The sequence below is a fragment of the Rhizobium sp. KNZ2-6A genome (assembly GCF_056755475.1).
The window spans coordinates 20120-37808 of the sequence record NZ_JBNDIC010000024.1 but is presented as its reverse complement, the minus strand read 5'-3'; the positions used below and the strand labels follow the sequence as shown (position 1 = coordinate 37808).

Genomic DNA, 17689 nt, shown 5'->3' with positions numbered 1-17689 from the left:
GCCATGAGCGCCGGCGATCTCTCGATGATAGCAAGCAATGTCCGCAAGACGTTTCATCGGGATACCGGAGAAACGGTGGAAGCGCTCGCCGATGTCTCGCTTGATGTCCGCAAAGGCGCGCTGACGGCGCTCGTCGGCCCGGACGGCGCCGGCAAGACGACGTTGCTGCGCTTGGCATGTGGTCTCATCGCACCCGATAGCGGCAGTTTGCGAGTAATCGGCTTTGATATCGCCGCGGAGCCGCAGCATGTTCAGGATCGGATCGGCTATATGCCGCAGAAATTCGGCCTTTATGAAGATCTGAGCGTTCAGGAGAACCTCGATCTCTACGCCGACCTGCATGGCGTGACGCAGTCGAAGCGCGACGAAACCTATCCCCGCCTCTTCGAGATGACGCAGCTTGGGCGCTTCAGGGAACGGCCGGCGGGAAAATTGTCCGGTGGTATGAAGCAGAAGCTCGGCCTTGCCTGCACGCTGGTGCGGGCACCCGAACTGCTGCTGCTCGACGAGCCCACCGTCGGCGTCGATCCGCTGTCGCGGCGCGAGCTCTGGGAAATCGTCTTCAAGCTCGTCCAGGAGGACGGGCTCTCGGTGATCGTCGCAACCTCCTATCTCGATGAGGCCGAACGCTGCGAACACGCCGTGCTCATGCATGCGGGAAAGATCCTCGATCAGGGACCACCTGCCGACATAACGAAGAAGGCTGACGGCTGCTGTTTCATGGTGCCCACACCGCAGGACATGCCGGCGAGGTCCCTGCAGGCCCGCCTCTTCGCTCTGCCTGGCATTATCGACGCCGTCCCCGAAGCCGGCCGAGTCAGGATCGTGCGCAAGGCGGATCAAAAGGACGCGCCGCTGCAAATGGACGACACCGAGCTCGACGCCGAAAGCGTGGCGCCGCGTTTCGAAGACGCCTTCATGATGCTGTTCGATGCCGTTGCCGGAGATACCGAGCGCAAGATAAATATCAGTCAGCCATCGGACGATCATAATGGCACCGAAACCGTCGTTGAGGTTCACGACCTCGTCCGTAAGTTCGGGGATTTCACCGCCGTCGACCATGTTAGCTTCAGCGTCCGCAAGGGCGAGGTCTACGGTCTGCTTGGCCCGAACGGAGCAGGAAAAAGCACCACATTTCGAATGCTTTGCGGCCTGCTTCCCGCAAGCGGCGGCACGTTGATGGTCGCCGGCTCCGATCTGCGGAGAGCAGGTGCCAAGGCCCGAGAACGGCTGGGCTATGTCGCGCAGAAGTTTTCGCTCTATGGACAGCTCAGCGTCGACGAGAATCTGGAGTTCTTCGCAAGCGCCTATGGACTGCGCGGCAAACACAGGAAGGACAGGATCGCCGCTTTGAAAAGCCAGTTCGAACTGGACCAGTTCTCCAGGCTGGCCAGCGGCCAGCTGCCCGGAGGCTTCAAGCAGCGGCTGGCGCTTGCCGCCGCCTTGCTGCACGAGCCGGATATTCTCTTCCTCGACGAAGCCACAAGCGGCGCCGACCCGCTGGCGCGGCGGCAATTCTGGGGCCGGATCACCGCCCTGTCCGAGCAGGGCGTAACCGTCGTCGTGACAACGCATTTCATGGAAGAAGCCGAGTATTGCGACCGGATCATCATCCTTGATGCCGGCAAGAACCTGGCCGAGGGAACGCCGGTCGAAATCCGCGCCCATGCCGGGACACGCGGCGAGGCGGCGGCAACGATGGAGGAGGCCTTCATCGCGATCGTCGAGCAGGAGCGTCACAAACAGGCGGAGAAAGCGGCATGAACGAGCCCGTCGACAGGCCTGGCCACGGATTGCGTGCATCCCTGCACCGTATCCGCGCGCTCATCCGCAAGGAGACCTGGCAGCTCCTGCGCGACCCGAGCAGCATCGCGATCGGCATCGTCATGCCGGTGGCGCTGCTGATCCTGTTCGGATACGGCATCAATCTGGACGTCAAGAATGTTCCCGTTGCGATCGTCATGGAAGAGAACTCGGCCGAGGCGCGCGGGCTGGCCTCGGCCTTCGAACTCTCCAGCTATTTTTCGCCGAAGCCCGTCAAGACGATGGCCGAGGCCGAAAAAATGCTCCTATCATCGCAGGCGAGAGTAATCCTGCGCATTCCCTCGGATTTCGCGCGTAACATGGCCTCGGGCAAAGGCGAAGTGCAGGTGGTCGTCAATGGCAGCGATGCCAACACCGCCCGCATTTCGCTGAGCTACGCCGAAGCTGCGGTCGGCGTCTGGAATGCCAAGGAAGCGTCCCGCAAAGGGGCGGCCGCCGGCAGCGGCGTGACCATCGAGTCCCGGCTTTGGTTCAACGAAGCCAATGACAGCAGCTATTTCCTCGTCCCGGGCCTCGTCGTCCTCGTCATGACGCTGATCGGCGCGCTCCTGACCGCGCTCGTCATGGCGCGGGAATGGGAACGCGGTACTTTCGAGGCGCTGTTCGTGACGCCGGTCCGCTCAAGCGAAATCCTGCTCGGCAAGACCGTCCCCTATTTTCTTCTGGGGCTCGCCGGGCTTGCCCTTTGCGTCGTCGGCAGCCGGCTGCTCTTCGGCGTGCCGCTTCGAGGGTCGCTGCTGATCCTGACCGTCGTCTCCATGCTTTACCTCCTGGTGGCGCTTGGCCTCGGCCTTGCCATATCCTCGGTCACGAAGAACCAGTTCATCGCCAGTCAGGTAACGGTTCTCGCCACTTTCCTGCCGGCAATGATGCTCTCGGGCTTCATGTTCGATCCGAGGAGCATGCCCTGGGCCGTGCAGATCATCACCTATATTTTCCCTGGCCGGTACTTCGTCACCTTGCTGCAAACCCTGTTTCTCGCCGGCAATATCTGGAGCGTCATCCTTCCCAATGCCGCCGTGCTGACCGGCATGGCCGCGGCACTTCTGGCGCTTGCCGTGCGCATGACCCGCAAGAGGATCGCATAGCCATGTTCATTGCATCGCTTCTGCGCATCGCAACCCTCATCCGCAAGGAACTCCTCGTCATCCTGAAGGATCCGAGAAGCCGGGCAAGCATCGTCGTCCCGCCCATCCTGCAATGCCTGATCTTCGGCTATGCCGCCACCTATGACCTCAATACGGTTCCCTATGCGCTCGTCGATCAGGACAGGACGACGGCATCGAGAGACCTGGTTGCAAAGATCGAGGGATCCGGCATCTTCGAAAGGGTGGCAACGCTGCCGCAGACGGGACAGGCCATAAGGCTGCTCGATGCCAAGCAGGCCGTGCTGATCATCGTCGTCGAGCATGATTTCGAGAGGCAATTGGAAGCCGGCGCCCCCGGCACGGTGCAGGTCATCGCGGATGGCCGGAATTCCAATACGAGCGGCATTGCGCAGGGCTATGCCAATACCATCGTTGGCGACTTCACCTCCGATTGGCTTGCCCAGAAGAGCACTCCCGGCAATGCCGTTCAGGTGACGACGCGCGCCTGGTACAATCCGCAGCTGGAAACGCGCTGGAGCATGGTCCCATCGCTCATCGGCACAATCACCATGCTGATGACGATGATGCTGACCGCCATGTCCGTCGCGCGCGAGCGCGAGGAAGGAACCTTCGATCAGCTGCTCGTGGCACCCTTCACGCCGACCGAGATCATGATCGGCAAGGCCGTCCCGTCGATGATCGTCGGTATAACTCAAGCATCCACGATCCTGCTGGTGGCCTTGTTCTGGTTCCGCATCCCGTTTGCCGGCTCTTTCCTGACGCTCTATCTCGGGCTAAGCCTCTTCCTCGCGGCGGCCATCGGCTTTGGACTATTCCTGTCCTCCATTGCCGGCAATATGCAGCAGGCAATGATCCTCGGCTTCGTCTTCCTGATGCCCTTTATGCTGTTGTCCGGCCTGATGTCGCCGACCGACAACATGCCGAAGGTTCTGCAATATGCGACGATGATCAATCCGCTGAAATATGCGATCAGCATCACGCGCGGCGTCTATCTCGAAGGTGCCGGGCTCGACGCGCTTTTTCCCGACATGCTGGCCCTGGTCGCGATCGCCGCGGCTACCATGCCGGTTGCCGCCTGGATGTTCCGTCACCGGTTGAACTAGCGCAATTCCCGGAAGGCACGCCGCGTGGCACGTCGACCTCGTTGTGAATGACATAGGCTGTCATTCGACCCGCAGCCCCGCCTTCTTCAGGAGCGGCATGACCCGGTCGCAGAAGAACGGCAGTTCATAGGTGTAGTTGACGAAGGACATGGCAATCCCGGAATAGCCCTGTTCGGCAATGGCGATCATATCTTCGACGATCTTTTCCGGCGTGCCGACCAGCGGATAGCCACCCGCGCCGCCTGCAAACCGCTTGCGGTAGCGATCATAGGCTTGCGTATCATGCGACTGGGAGAATTCTTTCTTGCCAGCCATATGGGCATCGACCGCCTCATGATCGGCAAGCGTCACGGCATAACGTTCGTAATAATCCTCCGCCTCCTGCTGGCCTTCGCGGCAGACGACATGGCAGACGGTATAGGCGCCGATATCGCGGCCGAGCTGTTCGGCCCGCCCCTTGATATCCTCGACATGCTTGCCGGCTTCGGAAAGCTCGGTGAAGGTGGTGAAGAGATAGTCGCAATTCTTCGCCGCGAAATCCCGACCCGGCCCGCCGAAAGCCGCGTTCATGGTGACCGGCCGCGGCGATTGCACGCTGGCGGGTCGGCTCACCACATCCTTCAGCCTGTAATAGGTGCCGTCATAGTCGAACGGTGCGTCCGACGTATAAGCCCGTTCCATGATCTCAAGCCATTCGTCCGCCTGGTCATAACCTTTCTCGACCAGCGGCACGCCGAACATGGAGAACTCCTTCGGGTTCCAGCCGCAGACGATGTTGAGGCCTGCGCGGCCGCCGCTGATATGATCGACGGTCGCGAGCGCCTTCGCCGCATAGAGCGGATGCACGAGCGGCACATGAACGGTCATGAAAAGACCGATCCGTTGCGTGACGGAGGCAAGGCCCGCTGCCCAGGTGAAGGTCTCGAAGGACCATTCGCGTACTCGATTCTTGCCGCCGAAACCCTTCCAGCGCGCGATCGGGAGAAAGAAATCCAGCCCGCCGCGATCGGCGATCTGCGCGGCGTTCAGATTGTCTTCCCAGCGAGCCTGCCAGCGCTCCGGCACGTCGGTAATGGCAAGCCCTCCGTCCGCATTGGCGGAAAAGACGCCGAGTTTCAGTTTGCTGGGACCTTTCAGCGGATGCGGCTTGATCATGCTGTTCCTCTTTTTATGGGTCTTCTGCGGACGGAACGCATCGCCCGTTCCAACTGCCGTTGCCGGACGAAAAGATAGGCCCTGTTCCCCTTGCGCCACCACTGTCGATCCATCGATCGAAAAAAACAAGTTTAAACCTAAACTATTTTTGCGCGCGGATCGAAACGGCTCGACGCGAGCGAAAGATCAATGGTTCCGCTTAGACGAGGTCAACCCGCCAGATATTGGATGTTGCAGCGGCCATGGACCGAGGATTTCTGGACATGTGCACGCACGCCGAAAACCCTTTCGATCAATTCCTGCGTCAGCACCTGTTCCGGCGGGCCGGCTGCGACGACGGCGCCATTTTGGAGCACCGCCAGGCTGTCGCAGAACATGGCCGCGAGATTGAGATCATGCAGCGCGACGATCGAGGTCACATCGAGCCTGGAGACGAGGCCGAGAATGTCGAGCTGATGCTGGATATCAAGGTGATTTGTGGGCTCGTCGAGCAGCAGTTCGCTCGGAGTCTGAGCAAGAGCCCTCGCAATATGGACGCGCTGCCGTTCGCCGCCGGAGAGTGTCTGCCATAGCTGCCCGGCGCGGCCCTGCATGCCGACGCGGGTGAGCGCATCGGAAACCGCCGTATCGTCGTGAGCACTCCAGGATGAGAGGGGGCCGCGATGCGGCGTGCGGCCGAGGCGCACGACATCCATGACCGTCACCTGGGTATCGGTCGTCGCCTGCTGTTCGACGAGCGCGATGCGCCGGGCGATGTCGCCGCGCGAGATTGCGGCGATATCGCTGCCGCCGAGCCGGATGACGCCGCTCTTGACCTTCCTCAATCGGCAGATCAGCCGCAACAGGCTGGACTTGCCCGAGCCGTTCGGGCCTAGAAGGCCGAGAACCTTGCCCCTTTCCACCGCCAGGCTGACGCCATTGACGATCAACGTATTGCCAGCCGCAAAGGTCACTGTGTCCACAGCGATGCTCATGCCGTCCTCCGGGCGCGATAAAGAATGATGGCGAAGGCGGGCGCCCCGAACAGGGCGGTGACCACGCCGATCGGCAGGATCTGCTGGGGAATGATGATCCTCGAGACGATATCGGCGCCGACCATGAAGATGGCGCCGGCAAGGGCCGCCGCCGGCAGCAGCCTGTCATGGCTTGGTCCCACCATGAAGCGGGCGGCATGCGGGATGACGAGGCCGACAAAGCCTATGGAGCCGACGATGCTCACGACCGCCGCCGTCATGAAGGCCGTCACGCCGAGCAGCACGATTTGCGCGCGTCGAACCGCAATCCCCAGCGAGGCGGCCGCATCAGTGCCGAAGATGAAGGCATCGAGCACGCGGACATGCGCCATGCAGACGGCAAAGCCGAGAATGGCGACCGGCCCCGAAAGATAGACATCCGGCCAGCGCACGCCGCTCAGCGAACCGAGCAGCCAGAACATGACGCCCCTCGCCTGCTCGGCATTGGCCGACGTGGTGACGATATAGGAGGTCAGCGCGTTGAAAAGCTGCGAACCGGCAACACCGCACAGGATGATGCGCTCGCTCGTGCCGCCGACACCCGTCGCAAGCAGGCCGACGAACAGGAAAGCGACGATCGCACCCAGGAAGGCGCCGCCGGAAAGCCCGAGAATGCCATAGCCGAGCCCGAGGATCATGATGCAGACCGCACCCGTCGAGGCGCCCGCCGAAATGCCGAGCACATAGGGCTCGGCAAGCGGATTGCGCAGCAGGGCCTGCAGGATCACGCCGCTCAATGCCAGCGAGGCGCCGGCGCTGGCGGCAACCAGCGCCCGGCTCAGGCGATAATCCCAGACGATGCCCTGATGAATCCGGCTGAGCTCGAAACCCGTTCCGAACAGCCGGTTCGATACGGCCTTTGCGGTCGTCGACAGCGGGATGGAAATCTCGCCGATCGACACCGCAAGACTGATCATGAAGGCCAGAAGCACGACGGCGGCCAGAGCAAGCGCCAGCAGCGTCCACCAGGGCCGTCGTTCCGCGGTAAGGTGCATCGTCACCACGCCAGACCGAAGGATTTGATGCTCTTGGCCAGGATTTCGATGCCATCGATGGTCCGGATGGTCGGGTTCATCGATTGAGCATCCATTAGAACGAAATGCTTGTTCTTGACGGCGTCGAGCTGGCTGGTGACCGGGTCCTTCTCGAGGAAGTCGAGCTTGACCTTCGGATCGTCGGCCGCATAGCGGCGGCGATCCATGGTGGCGATGACGATTACGGCCGGATTGGCCTGCGCAATGGTCTCCCATCCGACGAGCGGCCATTCTTCCTCGGTCGTAACGACATTCCTGGCGCCGATCGTCTTCAGAATATAGGCCGGCGCGCTGTTCTTACCGGCGATGAAGGCATCACCGTTGACTTCCTTGCTGGAGAACCAGAAGACGATCGGCAGGTCCTTGGATTTTGCGCCTGAAATCGAGGCAACCGCATCTGCTTCACGCTTCTTCAGCTCCGCGATCAAAGCGTCGCCGCGATCCTTAACGTCGAAGATCTCAGCGAGTTCATCGATCTCCTGATAGATCAGGTCCATCGTGAACAGCTCCTTGCGCACGCCGTCGCCGCCATTGGTATTGACCTTGGCGACGCAATCGGTCGGCGCGATATAGGTATTGATGCCGAGCTCGGAAAACTGCTCGCGCTTGCCAACGGAGCCCTGTGGGCCGACATGCCATTCGAATTCGGCGGCAACCAGATCCGGTTCCTTGCCGACGACGGATTCGAAGCTCGGATCATTATCGGCAAGCCGCGGGATCCTGGCGTTGGCTTCGGCAAATTGCGGCAGGACCGGACCGACCCAGACCGCCGTTCCGGCGACCTTGTCGGCAAGGCCGAGCGAGAAGAGGATCTCGGTCATGCCCTGCCCGATCGAAACGATCTTGGCCGGAGCCTTCTGGAAGGTGACCTTCTGGCCGCAGTTGTTGATGGTGAGGGGGTATTGGGTTGCGGCGAAGCCGGACGCGGCAAAGCCCGCCAGACCGAGGGCAAATGTAATGGTCGTCAAAAAATGGGGCATGAACGATCTCGATAGGAAGGAAACTGGGCGGTGTTAGCGCGATCACGCTTAACAAGACCGCCGCCGGTTGCGAGGATCCCAATCAAGACCGATAGATGTCTGAAAATGTCGAAGGCTCAGGTCAATCATTCTCTCTGTCCCTTCCGGGCATCCCCGCCCGGCTGATTGGATCGTGATCGACGGCAGGTCTCCTGGCTTGCGGATATCTGACGATCATCTGCCTTCCCGCAAGCTTAGCTGCAGTGGCATGGCTCAATGCCTCGGGAATAGACCAGCAGACTGGTCACTCCCGGATGATCGGCAATCCGCTTACAGTTGCGGGGGCAGCCACGGTCTAGGTCCCTTTTGGGTCGTCCTCACCGTGTTCCCTATTAATCCCCGCGGAGTCTTCCTTGGGGAACCGTCACATCCAGTTATGCCGGATGACCCCTCCCCGTCAAGGACGCATGGATGCGATAAAGCGAAGGCGCGCCACGTCCACAACATCTGCATGGCCGGCTTAAGCGGCCTCGGCCAATTCCACGCGATTTCGCCCGCCGGCCTTGGCGCGATAGAGTGCCTTGTCGGCAGCCTCGAGCACGTGCTTGAAATCGGCATTCGGCTCATGGGAACAGGCAATGCCGATGCTGACGGTGACGCGGATGCTCTCCTGCTCGAACATCAGGACTGTCGCTTCGATATCCTTGCGGATTTTCTCCGCAATGGCGGTCGCTGCCTTAACATCGGTGTTCGGCAGCAGAACGACGATTTCTTCACCGCCATAGCGGGCGGCAATATCGGTCCTTCGGACGGTCTGCCGGATCACGTCCGCGACCCGCGCCAGGACCGTATCGCCGAAGGAATGGCCCCAGCTGTCATTGATCTTCTTGAAATAATCGATATCGAGCATGATGATCGAAAACGGGATGCGCCTGATGCCAGCTTCCTTGCTGCAACGGTCCCCTTCCCGCTGCAGGACACGGCGATTGGGAAGCCTCGTCAGCGGATCGAGGCTTGCTTCGCTCTCAAGCGCGCGCTGGATGCCGATGCGATATTGCTCTCGTTCCAGCAGATCCGAAAGAAGAAAGACACCGAGTATATTGACGGTGGTGACCGGAAGCGCTGCCGAAAACAGAAGCTCGCGCGCGACCGGCCACGGCAGAAAGACGAGAACCACGAGCGACGTGCAGGTCGCCAGGCCGAACAATGCCGATCGCCTCCACCCCGTGCCGATCCACTGCCGCGGCAGGAGGCTGAGTATATAGCCCGTGAGCGCGACGATCAGTATCCCGGCAATGCCGCCGACAGCGCCTACGCCGCCGACCATGAAACGGAACAGGCCCATCATGACAGCCGCAACAACGGTCCCCAAGAGGCCGCCATAGACCGGTGTCAGGACGAGCAGGATCGAGCGGCCATCCTGGATAACGCCAGGCATCCACTGGATCGGATCAGCCATCGACAGGATGCCGACCACGCCAAACAACAATCCGACCGCAACCGATTTCAAAACGCCGCGATCGACGATCCGGATGACCCAGGAATAGGCATAGACGATGATGGCAACCTGCCCCAGGACGCGCACCAGCGAAGGCAAATGTATTTCAAATCCCATGGCTATCCCCAATCTTCGCGAGGAGCCCCGTCGACGGCACGCACCGGGCATAATCGAAGTCAGCGCAGGATACCACGCGATCTCTATAAAATGGTTTATCGACTCTCTTGCTCAGCGACGGTGACATGACGTCGCTTAGAGCGGCACAGGGGATCGGGTGAGAACCGGAAATGATGATCATTGTCGTAATCGAACTTCGAAATTGACGCGTGTCGATGCCGTGGTATCCGACACCGCAATCCGAGCGGTGGCGCATTCACGGACTTTCGGGAGATTATAAAACATCAAGGAAGAGGAACAATGTGGATGAAAAAATCAAAAGGTTGATAACACCGAGCAGCTTGCCGAAGCTACCCGAAGCCTTCCCCGTGGATCGCTTTTGCACGAAGTATGGATGACAGGCGCTATCTGGCGTCCCGAATGAAGCGGTCAAGTGCCGTCGCACAATTTTCCCGCGTCAGGCGGCGATCGATGCAAGATCAATGCGAGGAGCTTCGCTGAAAAGACGGTAGGCTGGCTTGAGCGCTCCGTGCATGGCCCTAAAGCCGATCACGATCATGCCAATGGTCGTTTCGGGAAGGGCCAGGCCGGAGCGACCTGTCGCATCGCCCCACGATAGTTTGCCCGAACGCTCCGATCGCAGATTGCATATCCCCAATTCACCAGCTTTTCGGATACATCATCGCCGAGATTGCTGAGCCGGGTCGGCGCGCTGGAAAGGGCCGCGATCTCCTTCGGTGAACATGGCAATGCGCCCTCCGCCGTGAGTTTGGACGGGTCCGTATCGATACCCCAATAGGAGCCGAAACGACCGTATCCCTGCGCGACGATCAGGGATGCCTCGTCGCTTACAGCTGCGGCCGCCTTGAAGCGGCCGATGAGATCGCGACGGCGCAGCGCTCTCACCTGGTTATCGGTGACATCCAGAATCCGGCGCAGTTGACTGACCCAATTGCGGCAAAGGCCGGGATTTCGGGCAAATGGCGCGCCGCCATCGCTGACGAAAAGAGTTGCGAAGCGCTTTACCAGCGGCTCGATGCCGTGATTGTCATAGACGCCTCCGTCAGTGAGAATGACGGTCTTGCGGAAATCGCGGATCGCCGGGATCGGTTTGGACCGCGCCGTCGGCCAATCCTGAAAACTGCCGTCCGCAAACCTGAGCACCAGTGGCGACAGAATGGGAGGGAAGGCCGAAGAGGCGGCCACCGCCAGCGCCAATGGAAAATCCGGCCGGTCGATCCGCCCGACGATGTAGTCACCGGCATAGGCCTTGCCAAAGCGCCAGAGGACGCCGGTCTGCAGGTTCGTCGCGCAGAATATGAACTGCGGCTGGTCGGGCAGATCCTGAAGGCTGCGCCCCTGAAACAGATGCCTGTCATAGGATTTTGCCATTTGCCGCGCGGCGGACGTTCCAGGCAGGAGCCCGATTACCGCATCCATGATGTCGATCCTTGCCCGGGCAAAAGCGAGCATCAGACCGGCGAAGACATCGTTCATATTGGCAAAATCAGCCTTGACGAGATCGGGCCAAACGCTCGCGAGCCAGGCGGTGGTGATCGAGCCGCCGGAAACGCTGGAGATGCGCTTTGCCTGCTGCAGAAGCCCAAGCTCGGCCAGGCGGATGAAGGCGCCGACGTGAAAGAGCATCGCCCGAAATCCGCCGCCGGACGCGGCGATACCGATACCCGCCTCGAAGCCGTTGCCGTCCCACCGGAAATCGGAGGCCTCCACGGCCCTCTTTTTCGGCGGAAAGAGGTATCGCATCGATCTCATTCATGGACCATGCCTCATTGTCGGCACCGGAGATCTCCATGCCACGGCGCGCATCTCCTCAGTGCGAGAACAGAAGGCGGTCCTTTGCCGCCTGCGAAGCCGCCACGTAGAACCGCTGAAACCAGGCCGCCTGTCCCGGGGCCGGAGGCCTGGCGAGCGTCAGGCTGTTGGGCGCGCCGGCACCCTGCATCGCCGCGCGGAAATGGAGATGATCGAATATCCGGAGCGCTTCGAGTGCATAGGATGTCGCGACCCGCTGGTCTTCGATCATGACGAGATTGTCGCCATTGCCCGTTTCGCCGCTGGGCGACAGGTTGGACGATCCTGTGAACACCTTGGCCGTCGGCAGGTTGAAGTCGGTCACCACGAACTTGTCATGCTGATGAATACCGCTGCCGCCGCTCCACTCGGTCTTGAAGGGTTCCGGCGCGTGGCTCGCAAGATAGGTGAAATCCACCAAACCGATCGTGCCATCGGGTTTGTGGATTTCGAGCCCTCCTTCCTTGTCGGAAATGCCGTAGCTGAACACATCCTTGCCCATCAGCCGATCGACCGCCTGACGCACCGGGCCTGAGCGGATCTGGTTGAGGAAGGCGATGGCATAGAAGACGGAAGATGAGGCCTGATCGATCGCCGCGCCAACGGGACTGAGCGACAGATTGCTCGATTGGTGCGGCGAAAAGCAGAAATGCGCGGCTGGCATGCCGGGCGCCTGCACCAGGCTCCATTTGCTGCTGAGCCCGTCCTGTTTGAAGGCGTCCAGCCCCTGGAAGGCGAGATCGAAGGCACGGCCGAACAATCCGGCCGCATCGCTTGAATGGAACACGAGCGCATTGTTGGCCTGGATGTAGAGACCGCGATAGCTGAAATTGGTCGAGCCGAACAGGACTTTGAGGGGTTGGTCGCCACGCCGGACGATGAAGACCTTGTTGTGCTGCAGGGTTTTGAAATGCATGCGCTTCACCGCACCCGATCCCGCCGAGACCGCAAGACGCGCGGCCGCCTGCGATTCCGCGCTGCCGGCGGGTTTGTGCGATCCCGAATCGTCGATGATGGCGCGAACGCGATTGCCGCAGCTTTCGAGCTTGGCGACGATATCGCGCTCGTTGAAATCATAGGCGAAGACATCGATGGAGAGATTAGGATCGTTCACCACCTCGTCCAACAAGCCGAAGATGAGATCATAGGCTTCGAAGCCGAGCCACTGGTAGACGTCGCCCGGCAGCTTCGTGAACGTCAGTCCTTCATCCGCATCGCTCGGGATGACGTCCGGATTGTTGCCGAACTTGTCGGCATAGGCCTGCGAGGAGGCGAAGTTGCGGGTAAAGCCGATATCGAGGTAATCGCTATAGGTCATGCGGTCGAGCGAGATCGGCAGATCAACCTGATCGCCGCTGCGCAAGCTGCCTGCGGCATTCATATGCATCTTCGTCACCCGGTAGAGATAGGTTCCGTCCGTCGGGTCATAGGGAAAATGCATCCAGCGGAACCTCTGAAAGGGAGCCTCCGTCGACAGGAAATTGCGGAAACCGTCGACGCCCTTGCCACTGCTGTAATCGAAATTCAAACGGTTCCTCAGCGGAACGTAGTCGGCCGAACTCGGGCTCTTCACCTCGATCGCGAAGCCCACGAAATCATCCTCGGGATGGGTAACATCCATCCCGATGAGGCACATGCGTTCGCCGCGCCACAGTTTCACTGCAAGGCTGCCGGCGCTACCAGTATTGGCAAAAGTCATCTCAATCCCCTCGTAACGTTGGATGAAGGCGATGCTTGTCTTTCGTGCAGGAATGCAGAAGGCCGTTGGGCCGGTTGGATCGGACTAGAATGGCTCGAATACTTGCGAGACCTTCGGCCCGTCACTCAGAAAATCTGTAGCCAGAACCAGATTGAATACGGTCGGTGCCCATGGATCGGGATAGCTTCCCTCAGGCGCGCCGAACGCCCGCATCATCCCGGGAATATTGCCATGATGCCAGCAGACCAGGATCGCCTTGGCTTCGAATTTGGGCTTGGAGAGCAGTGTAACGGCAAGGGCGCCATAGTCTTCGTCGGCATATGAGGTAAGAAGCTCGATACCCAGTGCCTCCGCCAAGGGCTGAACCGTCTGGACAGGCCTTTCGCTGTGTTTCGACGGAGTGGCGGCAAATATGAAATCCGGCGGTCCGAAGCTTTCGGGATACCAGGCGGCCAATGTTTTCGCGCGCGCTCGCCCCGCGGCGGACAGGTTGGGATCTCCCGGATCGTCGGGTTTTTCGGCATGACGCATGACCAATATCCTGACTGGCGCCATTCGTCCCTCCGCTGCCGTCTTGATCCAACGCTACCTGAAATTGGGTCAACGATATTCCTTCCACAACCAAGCGCAATGGACATTTTCGGCATCGGAAAAATTTCATAAAGCGTCATGGTGGCTTGGTTGCCGGCGTGCCGGGAGCCGGGGGCGAGTTCTGGGGAGTAGTGGTCGCAGGTCCATTGGCAGCAGCAGGATCCGGCTGCGGCGATCCGGATGCCGGAGAGGTTTGCGACGATCCTTGCTTGCTGACTGCCCCGCTATTGGCCGGCGGAACTTTCGCGGTTGCCGCGGTATAGAACTGGTAACCGGCGAAGATGATGAGGACGACCACGAGCACGCCATAGACGTTGCGGACTGTCTTCCGGACGCGACCGTAGTTAGACACGCTGTCGCGGATCGGCGTTTCGCTGAACTCCTCGATCTCGGCGCCGCTCAGCACCTGGTTCAATCGCAAGGCCCATATGGCGCGGGCACGGTCCTGGCCGGCAAAATAACCGGCATTGATGAATGTCTGGATGCGAAAAGACAGGATCAGAAACACCGCCGCGCCGACGGCGAACAGGCCCGCGATCCATGTATTGGGTGTCTTTGCGGCATCGGAGAGAATTTTGATCACGAAGGGCGTCGTGGCGACAGCCAGATCCTTCCACAACGCGCCCGTCATATCCTGGGCGCGCTGGGTCGCCTTCTGCGCCTCGTCCACGACCGTCTTGCGCAAGTCGGCAAGGGCCTTCAGCGTCTCCTTGCTGCCGACCTTGACATAGGCCGCATAGGCAGCCTTTGCGGATTCGAGGCTGCCGTCTCCAAATTCTGCGAGGTTCCCCTGGCGATAGCTGCGCGCCCATTCCGTCGCCAGCAGGACATGACGGGTCTCTGTATCGCGCTCGCCGCCGGCAAACACCCAAAACACACCGTCATTGAGCCGCTCGAACATGACAACCAGTTCGGGAAGGGAAATACTGACCCTGCGGCTCGGCGGGCCGGAGAGCTGATAGATGACGTTCGGCGCGGCCCCGTAGACCTGATCGGAAAGTGCCGCCATCAGCCTGGGAGCCGCCAGCAAGCGCCAGGCCTCGAATGTCTGCGACGATTGCCGCGGGCGATCCTGCAGCAACCATGGCCGTATGTCCGCCGGAACGAGCCCCGCATTGCTGGCGTCATGGCATATGCTTCGCGGGTTGGGAAGTTCCGGCATCCGCTCGAATGGAGCGGGAGGCTGCTCCGTCCAAGGCTGGAACCTAGCACCGTAGGATGTGAATGCCTGATCCGCCGTCAGCTCGGCAACGCAGACAACAAGGCTGCCATCCAGGGCTCTTGCCAGGCCTGTCAGGGATTTTCCAAAGAAGAGCCGAAGAACGGACTTCTGCGAGGCCTTGTTGAGCGTAATGGCGAAAACCGTGCTCGACGCCGGCGTGTCGCCGTCATCGAGGGCGATGTCCGTCCCGTCACGCCTGATCGTGACGGATTCGAGAAAGCCGGGAACATCGGCGCGCAGGGCCAGCCATTCCGCTCGAAGGGCTGCATCATCGAGTTTTGCCCTGACGATGACCAGTTCCGCATGCTCTTCGACCGGCTTCGTCGGCTGCGTTCGTGCAATCAGATCGAGGATCTCAGTTGGGGTCATCGGTCTCAACCGCCAGCTTGTCGTGAATGATGATCATGCCGTCTTCGGTCTTTTCGATCAGGGCGCGCAATTCGTTCGGCACGCGGATCTCGATGCCATTTTCGGTCTTGAAATAGAGGGTTTTCGGTCCTTTCACCTGATCGGGAGCCAGCTTCATCGGAACGCCGGAGATCCGCTCTGTCGTGAGGCTGCGATTGAACTTGCTCAGCAGGACGCTGTCGTCTGCAAGCTTGTGCCCGATGACGGTCTCGAGAAAGGAGCGATGGTCGTCACTGTCGATTTCGCCGCCTCCGGAAGCGGCGTCGTAGGTCCGTTTTGTCAGTTCCCGCACCACTTCGCCGTCGACGAGATCCGGATTGTCGCCGATCACCTTGCGCGTGACATCGACGAGCTTCTTCGTCAATTCGGCATCGCTCAAGGTCTGCCGCGCGCCCAGAAAGGCCTCGAAATATTGCGCGACCTTTTGCTGGTTGCGCCTGTCCAGTACGGTCAGCTCGCCGCCCTTGTCGGTCAGTTTGATAAGGGCTGCCTTTTGCAGCGCCGCCTTGTTCTGGACGAAGGTTTTTTGAAGCGCTTCGAGGCTGACCTTCTTCCGGCCGCCGCCGTCATCCTTCAGATCGTAGGCGATGACCGTCTCGTCATCATATTTCAGAAGCGCGAACGATCGCGCTGCCTTCGCCTTCAGGACGAACAGCAGGATCGCCCCTTCGGCGGCGGTTCCGCCGTGATAGGCCTGGAAATCCTCGGCCAGTTTTTCGCTTTCCTCCTGGAAAACGCCTGCATTCGAGGCGATGCGACCAAGACGCTCACGCGTCGAAGACGCATCGGAAAAAGCATAGGGCAAGCCGCCATTCACCGAGCGGATGCGATCGACGAAGAAGCTCTCGAATTCACCGGGATCGACCTCTTCCAGCTTGATCAGACCGTTTTTCGGCCCGACGAGATGGAAGATCATCCTTTCGATCTTGAGCTCGCTCAATTCGTTGTCAGCGAAAAATGCCAAGTGCCCCTCCCACACATGCCAGTGAACACTCAGAACAAGATAGGGTTGAAATGATACAAGGCGATCTTCAAACCTGGATGACGTTGCTGGTGCAGCCGTGTTTCGTGCGGGGCGCCGGTACCTGCGCATGACTCTATCGCAAAATCGCGCAGCTTACGCGGCAGGTTTAGATCCTGCGGCAGGAGTTGCCGGGGACGAATTTTGGCGTGAGCACGAAATCCTGCGGCGGCTCGACGGCGCCTTGGGGATTGGTGATGCGATGCATGAGGCGCCGGGCGATGATGCCGCCGAGCGCCAGCGTGTCCTGAACGACCATGGTGATGCGCGGCGTGATGACCGAACTCCACTGCACATTGTCGATCATGGCGAGCGAGATGTCTTCAGGACAGCGGAAACCCAGCTCCTGCATGGCCTGCAGCGTCGAAAGCGCAACGGCGTTATTGGCGCCGAGGATCGCGGTCGGGCGCTCGGGCTGGATCAGCAGCCGCATGGCCGCCTCATAGCCAGCGGCGCGCGTGAACTGGCCGTCGACCACGAAATTCGGGTTCACCTCGATGCCGGCGTTGGCCATGGTATCGGCAAAGCCGCGATATCGCTCCGTTGCCGTATGCATATGGCTCGGGCCGGTGATGAAGGCGATGCGTCTGTGGCCGAGCTGCAGGAGATGTTCGGTCAGCATCGCACCGGCAAGGTGGTTGTCGGAGCCGACGAAATCGCGCTCGATGCCGGCAACCTTCTGGTCGAAGCAGACGATCGGCACGTTCAGGCTAGCGATGAAGTCGAGATAATCCTGATCATAACCGGACGGCGCGAGTGCCAGGCCGGCGGTCTTGAGGCCGATCAGATGCTCGACCAGCGCCCTCTCGCGATCCGTCTTGCCGGAGGAATCGGTGACGACGACGAAGTGCTGGTGATCGAGCGCATAATTTTCCAGTTCGCGCCGGATATCCCCGAAAAACGGATTACCGACATTGCCGACGACGAAGCCGATCATGCGGCTGCGCCCGCGCGCCAGGCTTTGCGCAAGCGGGTCGGCAACGAAGCCGACAGCGGCAATCGCCTGGCGAATTTTTTCCAGCGTTTTCTGGCTGACACGCGCCGGATTGCTGAGCGCCAACGACACCGTCGAGACGGATACGTCAGCGAGCTTGGCGACGTCGCGAATTGTAGCCATAAATTTT

General features: G+C 60.4%; 14 protein-coding genes and 1 riboswitch. Of the genes, 3 read left to right on the top strand and 11 right to left on the bottom strand.

The window, feature by feature from the left end; translation table 11 throughout:
- Positions 1 to 3 precede the first annotated feature (3 nt).
- The 3 genes from ACPYOP_RS17585 to ACPYOP_RS17575 are packed head-to-tail and all read left to right on the top strand — an operon-like array spanning position 4 to position 4036.
- On the top strand, positions 4 to 1764 hold the full coding sequence (locus tag ACPYOP_RS17585) for an ATP-binding cassette domain-containing protein (protein WP_481411649.1): 1761 nt from the start codon (positions 4 to 6) through the stop codon (positions 1762 to 1764).
- A complete protein-coding gene (locus ACPYOP_RS17580; RefSeq protein ID WP_481411648.1) occupies positions 1761 to 2912 on the top strand; it encodes an ABC transporter permease in 1152 nt (383 codons plus the stop codon). Before ACPYOP_RS17585 ends, ACPYOP_RS17580 begins: the two co-directional genes overlap by 4 nt.
- A 2-nt stretch (positions 2913 to 2914) precedes the next feature.
- Positions 2915 to 4036: an ABC transporter permease gene (locus ACPYOP_RS17575; protein ID WP_481411647.1), complete on the top strand. Its 1122-nt coding sequence runs from the start codon at positions 2915 to 2917 to the stop codon at positions 4034 to 4036.
- Positions 4037 to 4096: 60 nt separating this feature from the next.
- On the opposite strand, the gene ACPYOP_RS17570 is transcribed toward ACPYOP_RS17575, so the two are convergent.
- The 11 genes from ACPYOP_RS17570 to ACPYOP_RS17520 all read right to left on the bottom strand — a co-directional run bounded on the left by ACPYOP_RS17570 (position 4097) and on the right by ACPYOP_RS17520 (position 17682).
- On the bottom strand, positions 4097 to 5191 hold the full coding sequence (locus ACPYOP_RS17570; protein ID WP_481411646.1) for an LLM class flavin-dependent oxidoreductase: 1095 nt from the start codon (positions 5189 to 5191) through the stop codon (positions 4097 to 4099).
- Positions 5192 to 5400: 209 nt separating this feature from the next.
- Positions 5401 to 6165, bottom strand: a complete 765-nt coding sequence (locus ACPYOP_RS17565; RefSeq protein ID WP_481411645.1) for an ABC transporter ATP-binding protein — start codon at positions 6163 to 6165, stop codon at positions 5401 to 5403.
- Positions 6162 to 7199, bottom strand: coding sequence for a FecCD family ABC transporter permease (locus ACPYOP_RS17560; protein ID WP_481411644.1), 1038 nt, complete (start codon positions 7197 to 7199; stop codon positions 6162 to 6164). Before ACPYOP_RS17560 ends, ACPYOP_RS17565 begins: the two co-directional genes overlap by 4 nt.
- Before the next feature lie 2 nt (positions 7200 to 7201).
- On the bottom strand, positions 7202 to 8218 hold the full coding sequence (locus ACPYOP_RS17555) for an ABC transporter substrate-binding protein (RefSeq protein ID WP_481411643.1): 1017 nt from the start codon (positions 8216 to 8218) through the stop codon (positions 7202 to 7204).
- A gap of 164 nt (positions 8219 to 8382) precedes the next feature.
- Positions 8383 to 8638: riboswitch (cobalamin riboswitch) on the bottom strand.
- Between the two features lie 79 nt (positions 8639 to 8717).
- Positions 8718 to 9812 carry a diguanylate cyclase gene (locus tag ACPYOP_RS17550; RefSeq protein WP_481411642.1) on the bottom strand — a complete coding sequence of 365 codons (1095 nt, stop codon included), beginning with the start codon at positions 9810 to 9812 and terminating at the stop codon, positions 8718 to 8720.
- A gap of 555 nt (positions 9813 to 10367) precedes the next feature.
- Positions 10368 to 11543 carry a patatin-like phospholipase family protein gene (locus ACPYOP_RS17545; RefSeq protein WP_481411641.1) on the bottom strand — a complete coding sequence of 392 codons (1176 nt, stop codon included), beginning with the start codon at positions 11541 to 11543 and terminating at the stop codon, positions 10368 to 10370.
- 100 nt (positions 11544 to 11643) lie between these two features.
- Positions 11644 to 13323 (bottom strand): phospholipase D-like domain-containing protein, encoded by a 1680-nt coding sequence (locus ACPYOP_RS17540; protein ID WP_481411640.1) that lies wholly within the window; start codon positions 13321 to 13323, stop codon positions 11644 to 11646.
- Between the two features lie 84 nt (positions 13324 to 13407).
- Positions 13408 to 13854: a hypothetical protein gene (locus ACPYOP_RS17535; RefSeq protein WP_481411639.1), complete on the bottom strand. Its 447-nt coding sequence runs from the start codon at positions 13852 to 13854 to the stop codon at positions 13408 to 13410.
- 136 nt (positions 13855 to 13990) lie between these two features.
- Positions 13991 to 15505, bottom strand: a complete 1515-nt coding sequence (locus tag ACPYOP_RS17530; protein ID WP_481411638.1) for a hypothetical protein — start codon at positions 15503 to 15505, stop codon at positions 13991 to 13993.
- Positions 15492 to 16508, bottom strand: coding sequence for a nucleoid-associated protein (locus tag ACPYOP_RS17525; RefSeq protein WP_481411637.1), 1017 nt, complete (start codon positions 16506 to 16508; stop codon positions 15492 to 15494). Before ACPYOP_RS17525 ends, ACPYOP_RS17530 begins: the two co-directional genes overlap by 14 nt.
- A 166-nt stretch (positions 16509 to 16674) precedes the next feature.
- On the bottom strand, positions 16675 to 17682 hold the full coding sequence (locus tag ACPYOP_RS17520) for a LacI family DNA-binding transcriptional regulator (protein ID WP_481411636.1): 1008 nt from the start codon (positions 17680 to 17682) through the stop codon (positions 16675 to 16677).
- Positions 17683 to 17689: the final 7 nt, after the last annotated feature.

Excerpts from the sequence above, each read along its gene's own strand:
- ACPYOP_RS17570 (WP_481411646.1), bottom strand. The coding sequence starts at position 5,191 with ATGATCAAGCCGCATCCGCTGAAAGGTCCCAGCAAACTGAAACTCGGC.
- ACPYOP_RS17540 (WP_481411640.1), bottom strand. The coding sequence starts at position 13,323 with ATGACTTTTGCCAATACTGGTAGCGCCGGCAGCCTTGCAGTGAAACTG.
- ACPYOP_RS17560 (WP_481411644.1), bottom strand. The coding sequence starts at position 7,199 with ATGCACCTTACCGCGGAACGACGGCCCTGGTGGACGCTGCTGGCGCTT.
- ACPYOP_RS17555 (WP_481411643.1), bottom strand. The coding sequence starts at position 8,218 with ATGCCCCATTTTTTGACGACCATTACATTTGCCCTCGGTCTGGCGGGC.
- ACPYOP_RS17550 (WP_481411642.1), bottom strand. The coding sequence starts at position 9,812 with ATGGGATTTGAAATACATTTGCCTTCGCTGGTGCGCGTCCTGGGGCAG.
- ACPYOP_RS17520 (WP_481411636.1), bottom strand. The coding sequence starts at position 17,682 with ATGGCTACAATTCGCGACGTCGCCAAGCTCGCTGACGTATCCGTCTCG.
- ACPYOP_RS17530 (WP_481411638.1), bottom strand. The coding sequence starts at position 15,505 with ATGACCCCAACTGAGATCCTCGATCTGATTGCACGAACGCAGCCGACG.
- ACPYOP_RS17535 (WP_481411639.1), bottom strand. The coding sequence starts at position 13,854 with ATGCGTCATGCCGAAAAACCCGACGATCCGGGAGATCCCAACCTGTCC.
- ACPYOP_RS17575 (WP_481411647.1), top strand. The coding sequence starts at position 2,915 with ATGTTCATTGCATCGCTTCTGCGCATCGCAACCCTCATCCGCAAGGAA.
- ACPYOP_RS17585 (WP_481411649.1), top strand. The coding sequence starts at position 4 with ATGAGCGCCGGCGATCTCTCGATGATAGCAAGCAATGTCCGCAAGACG.
- ACPYOP_RS17580 (WP_481411648.1), top strand. The coding sequence starts at position 1,761 with ATGAACGAGCCCGTCGACAGGCCTGGCCACGGATTGCGTGCATCCCTG.
- ACPYOP_RS17565 (WP_481411645.1), bottom strand. The coding sequence starts at position 6,165 with ATGAGCATCGCTGTGGACACAGTGACCTTTGCGGCTGGCAATACGTTG.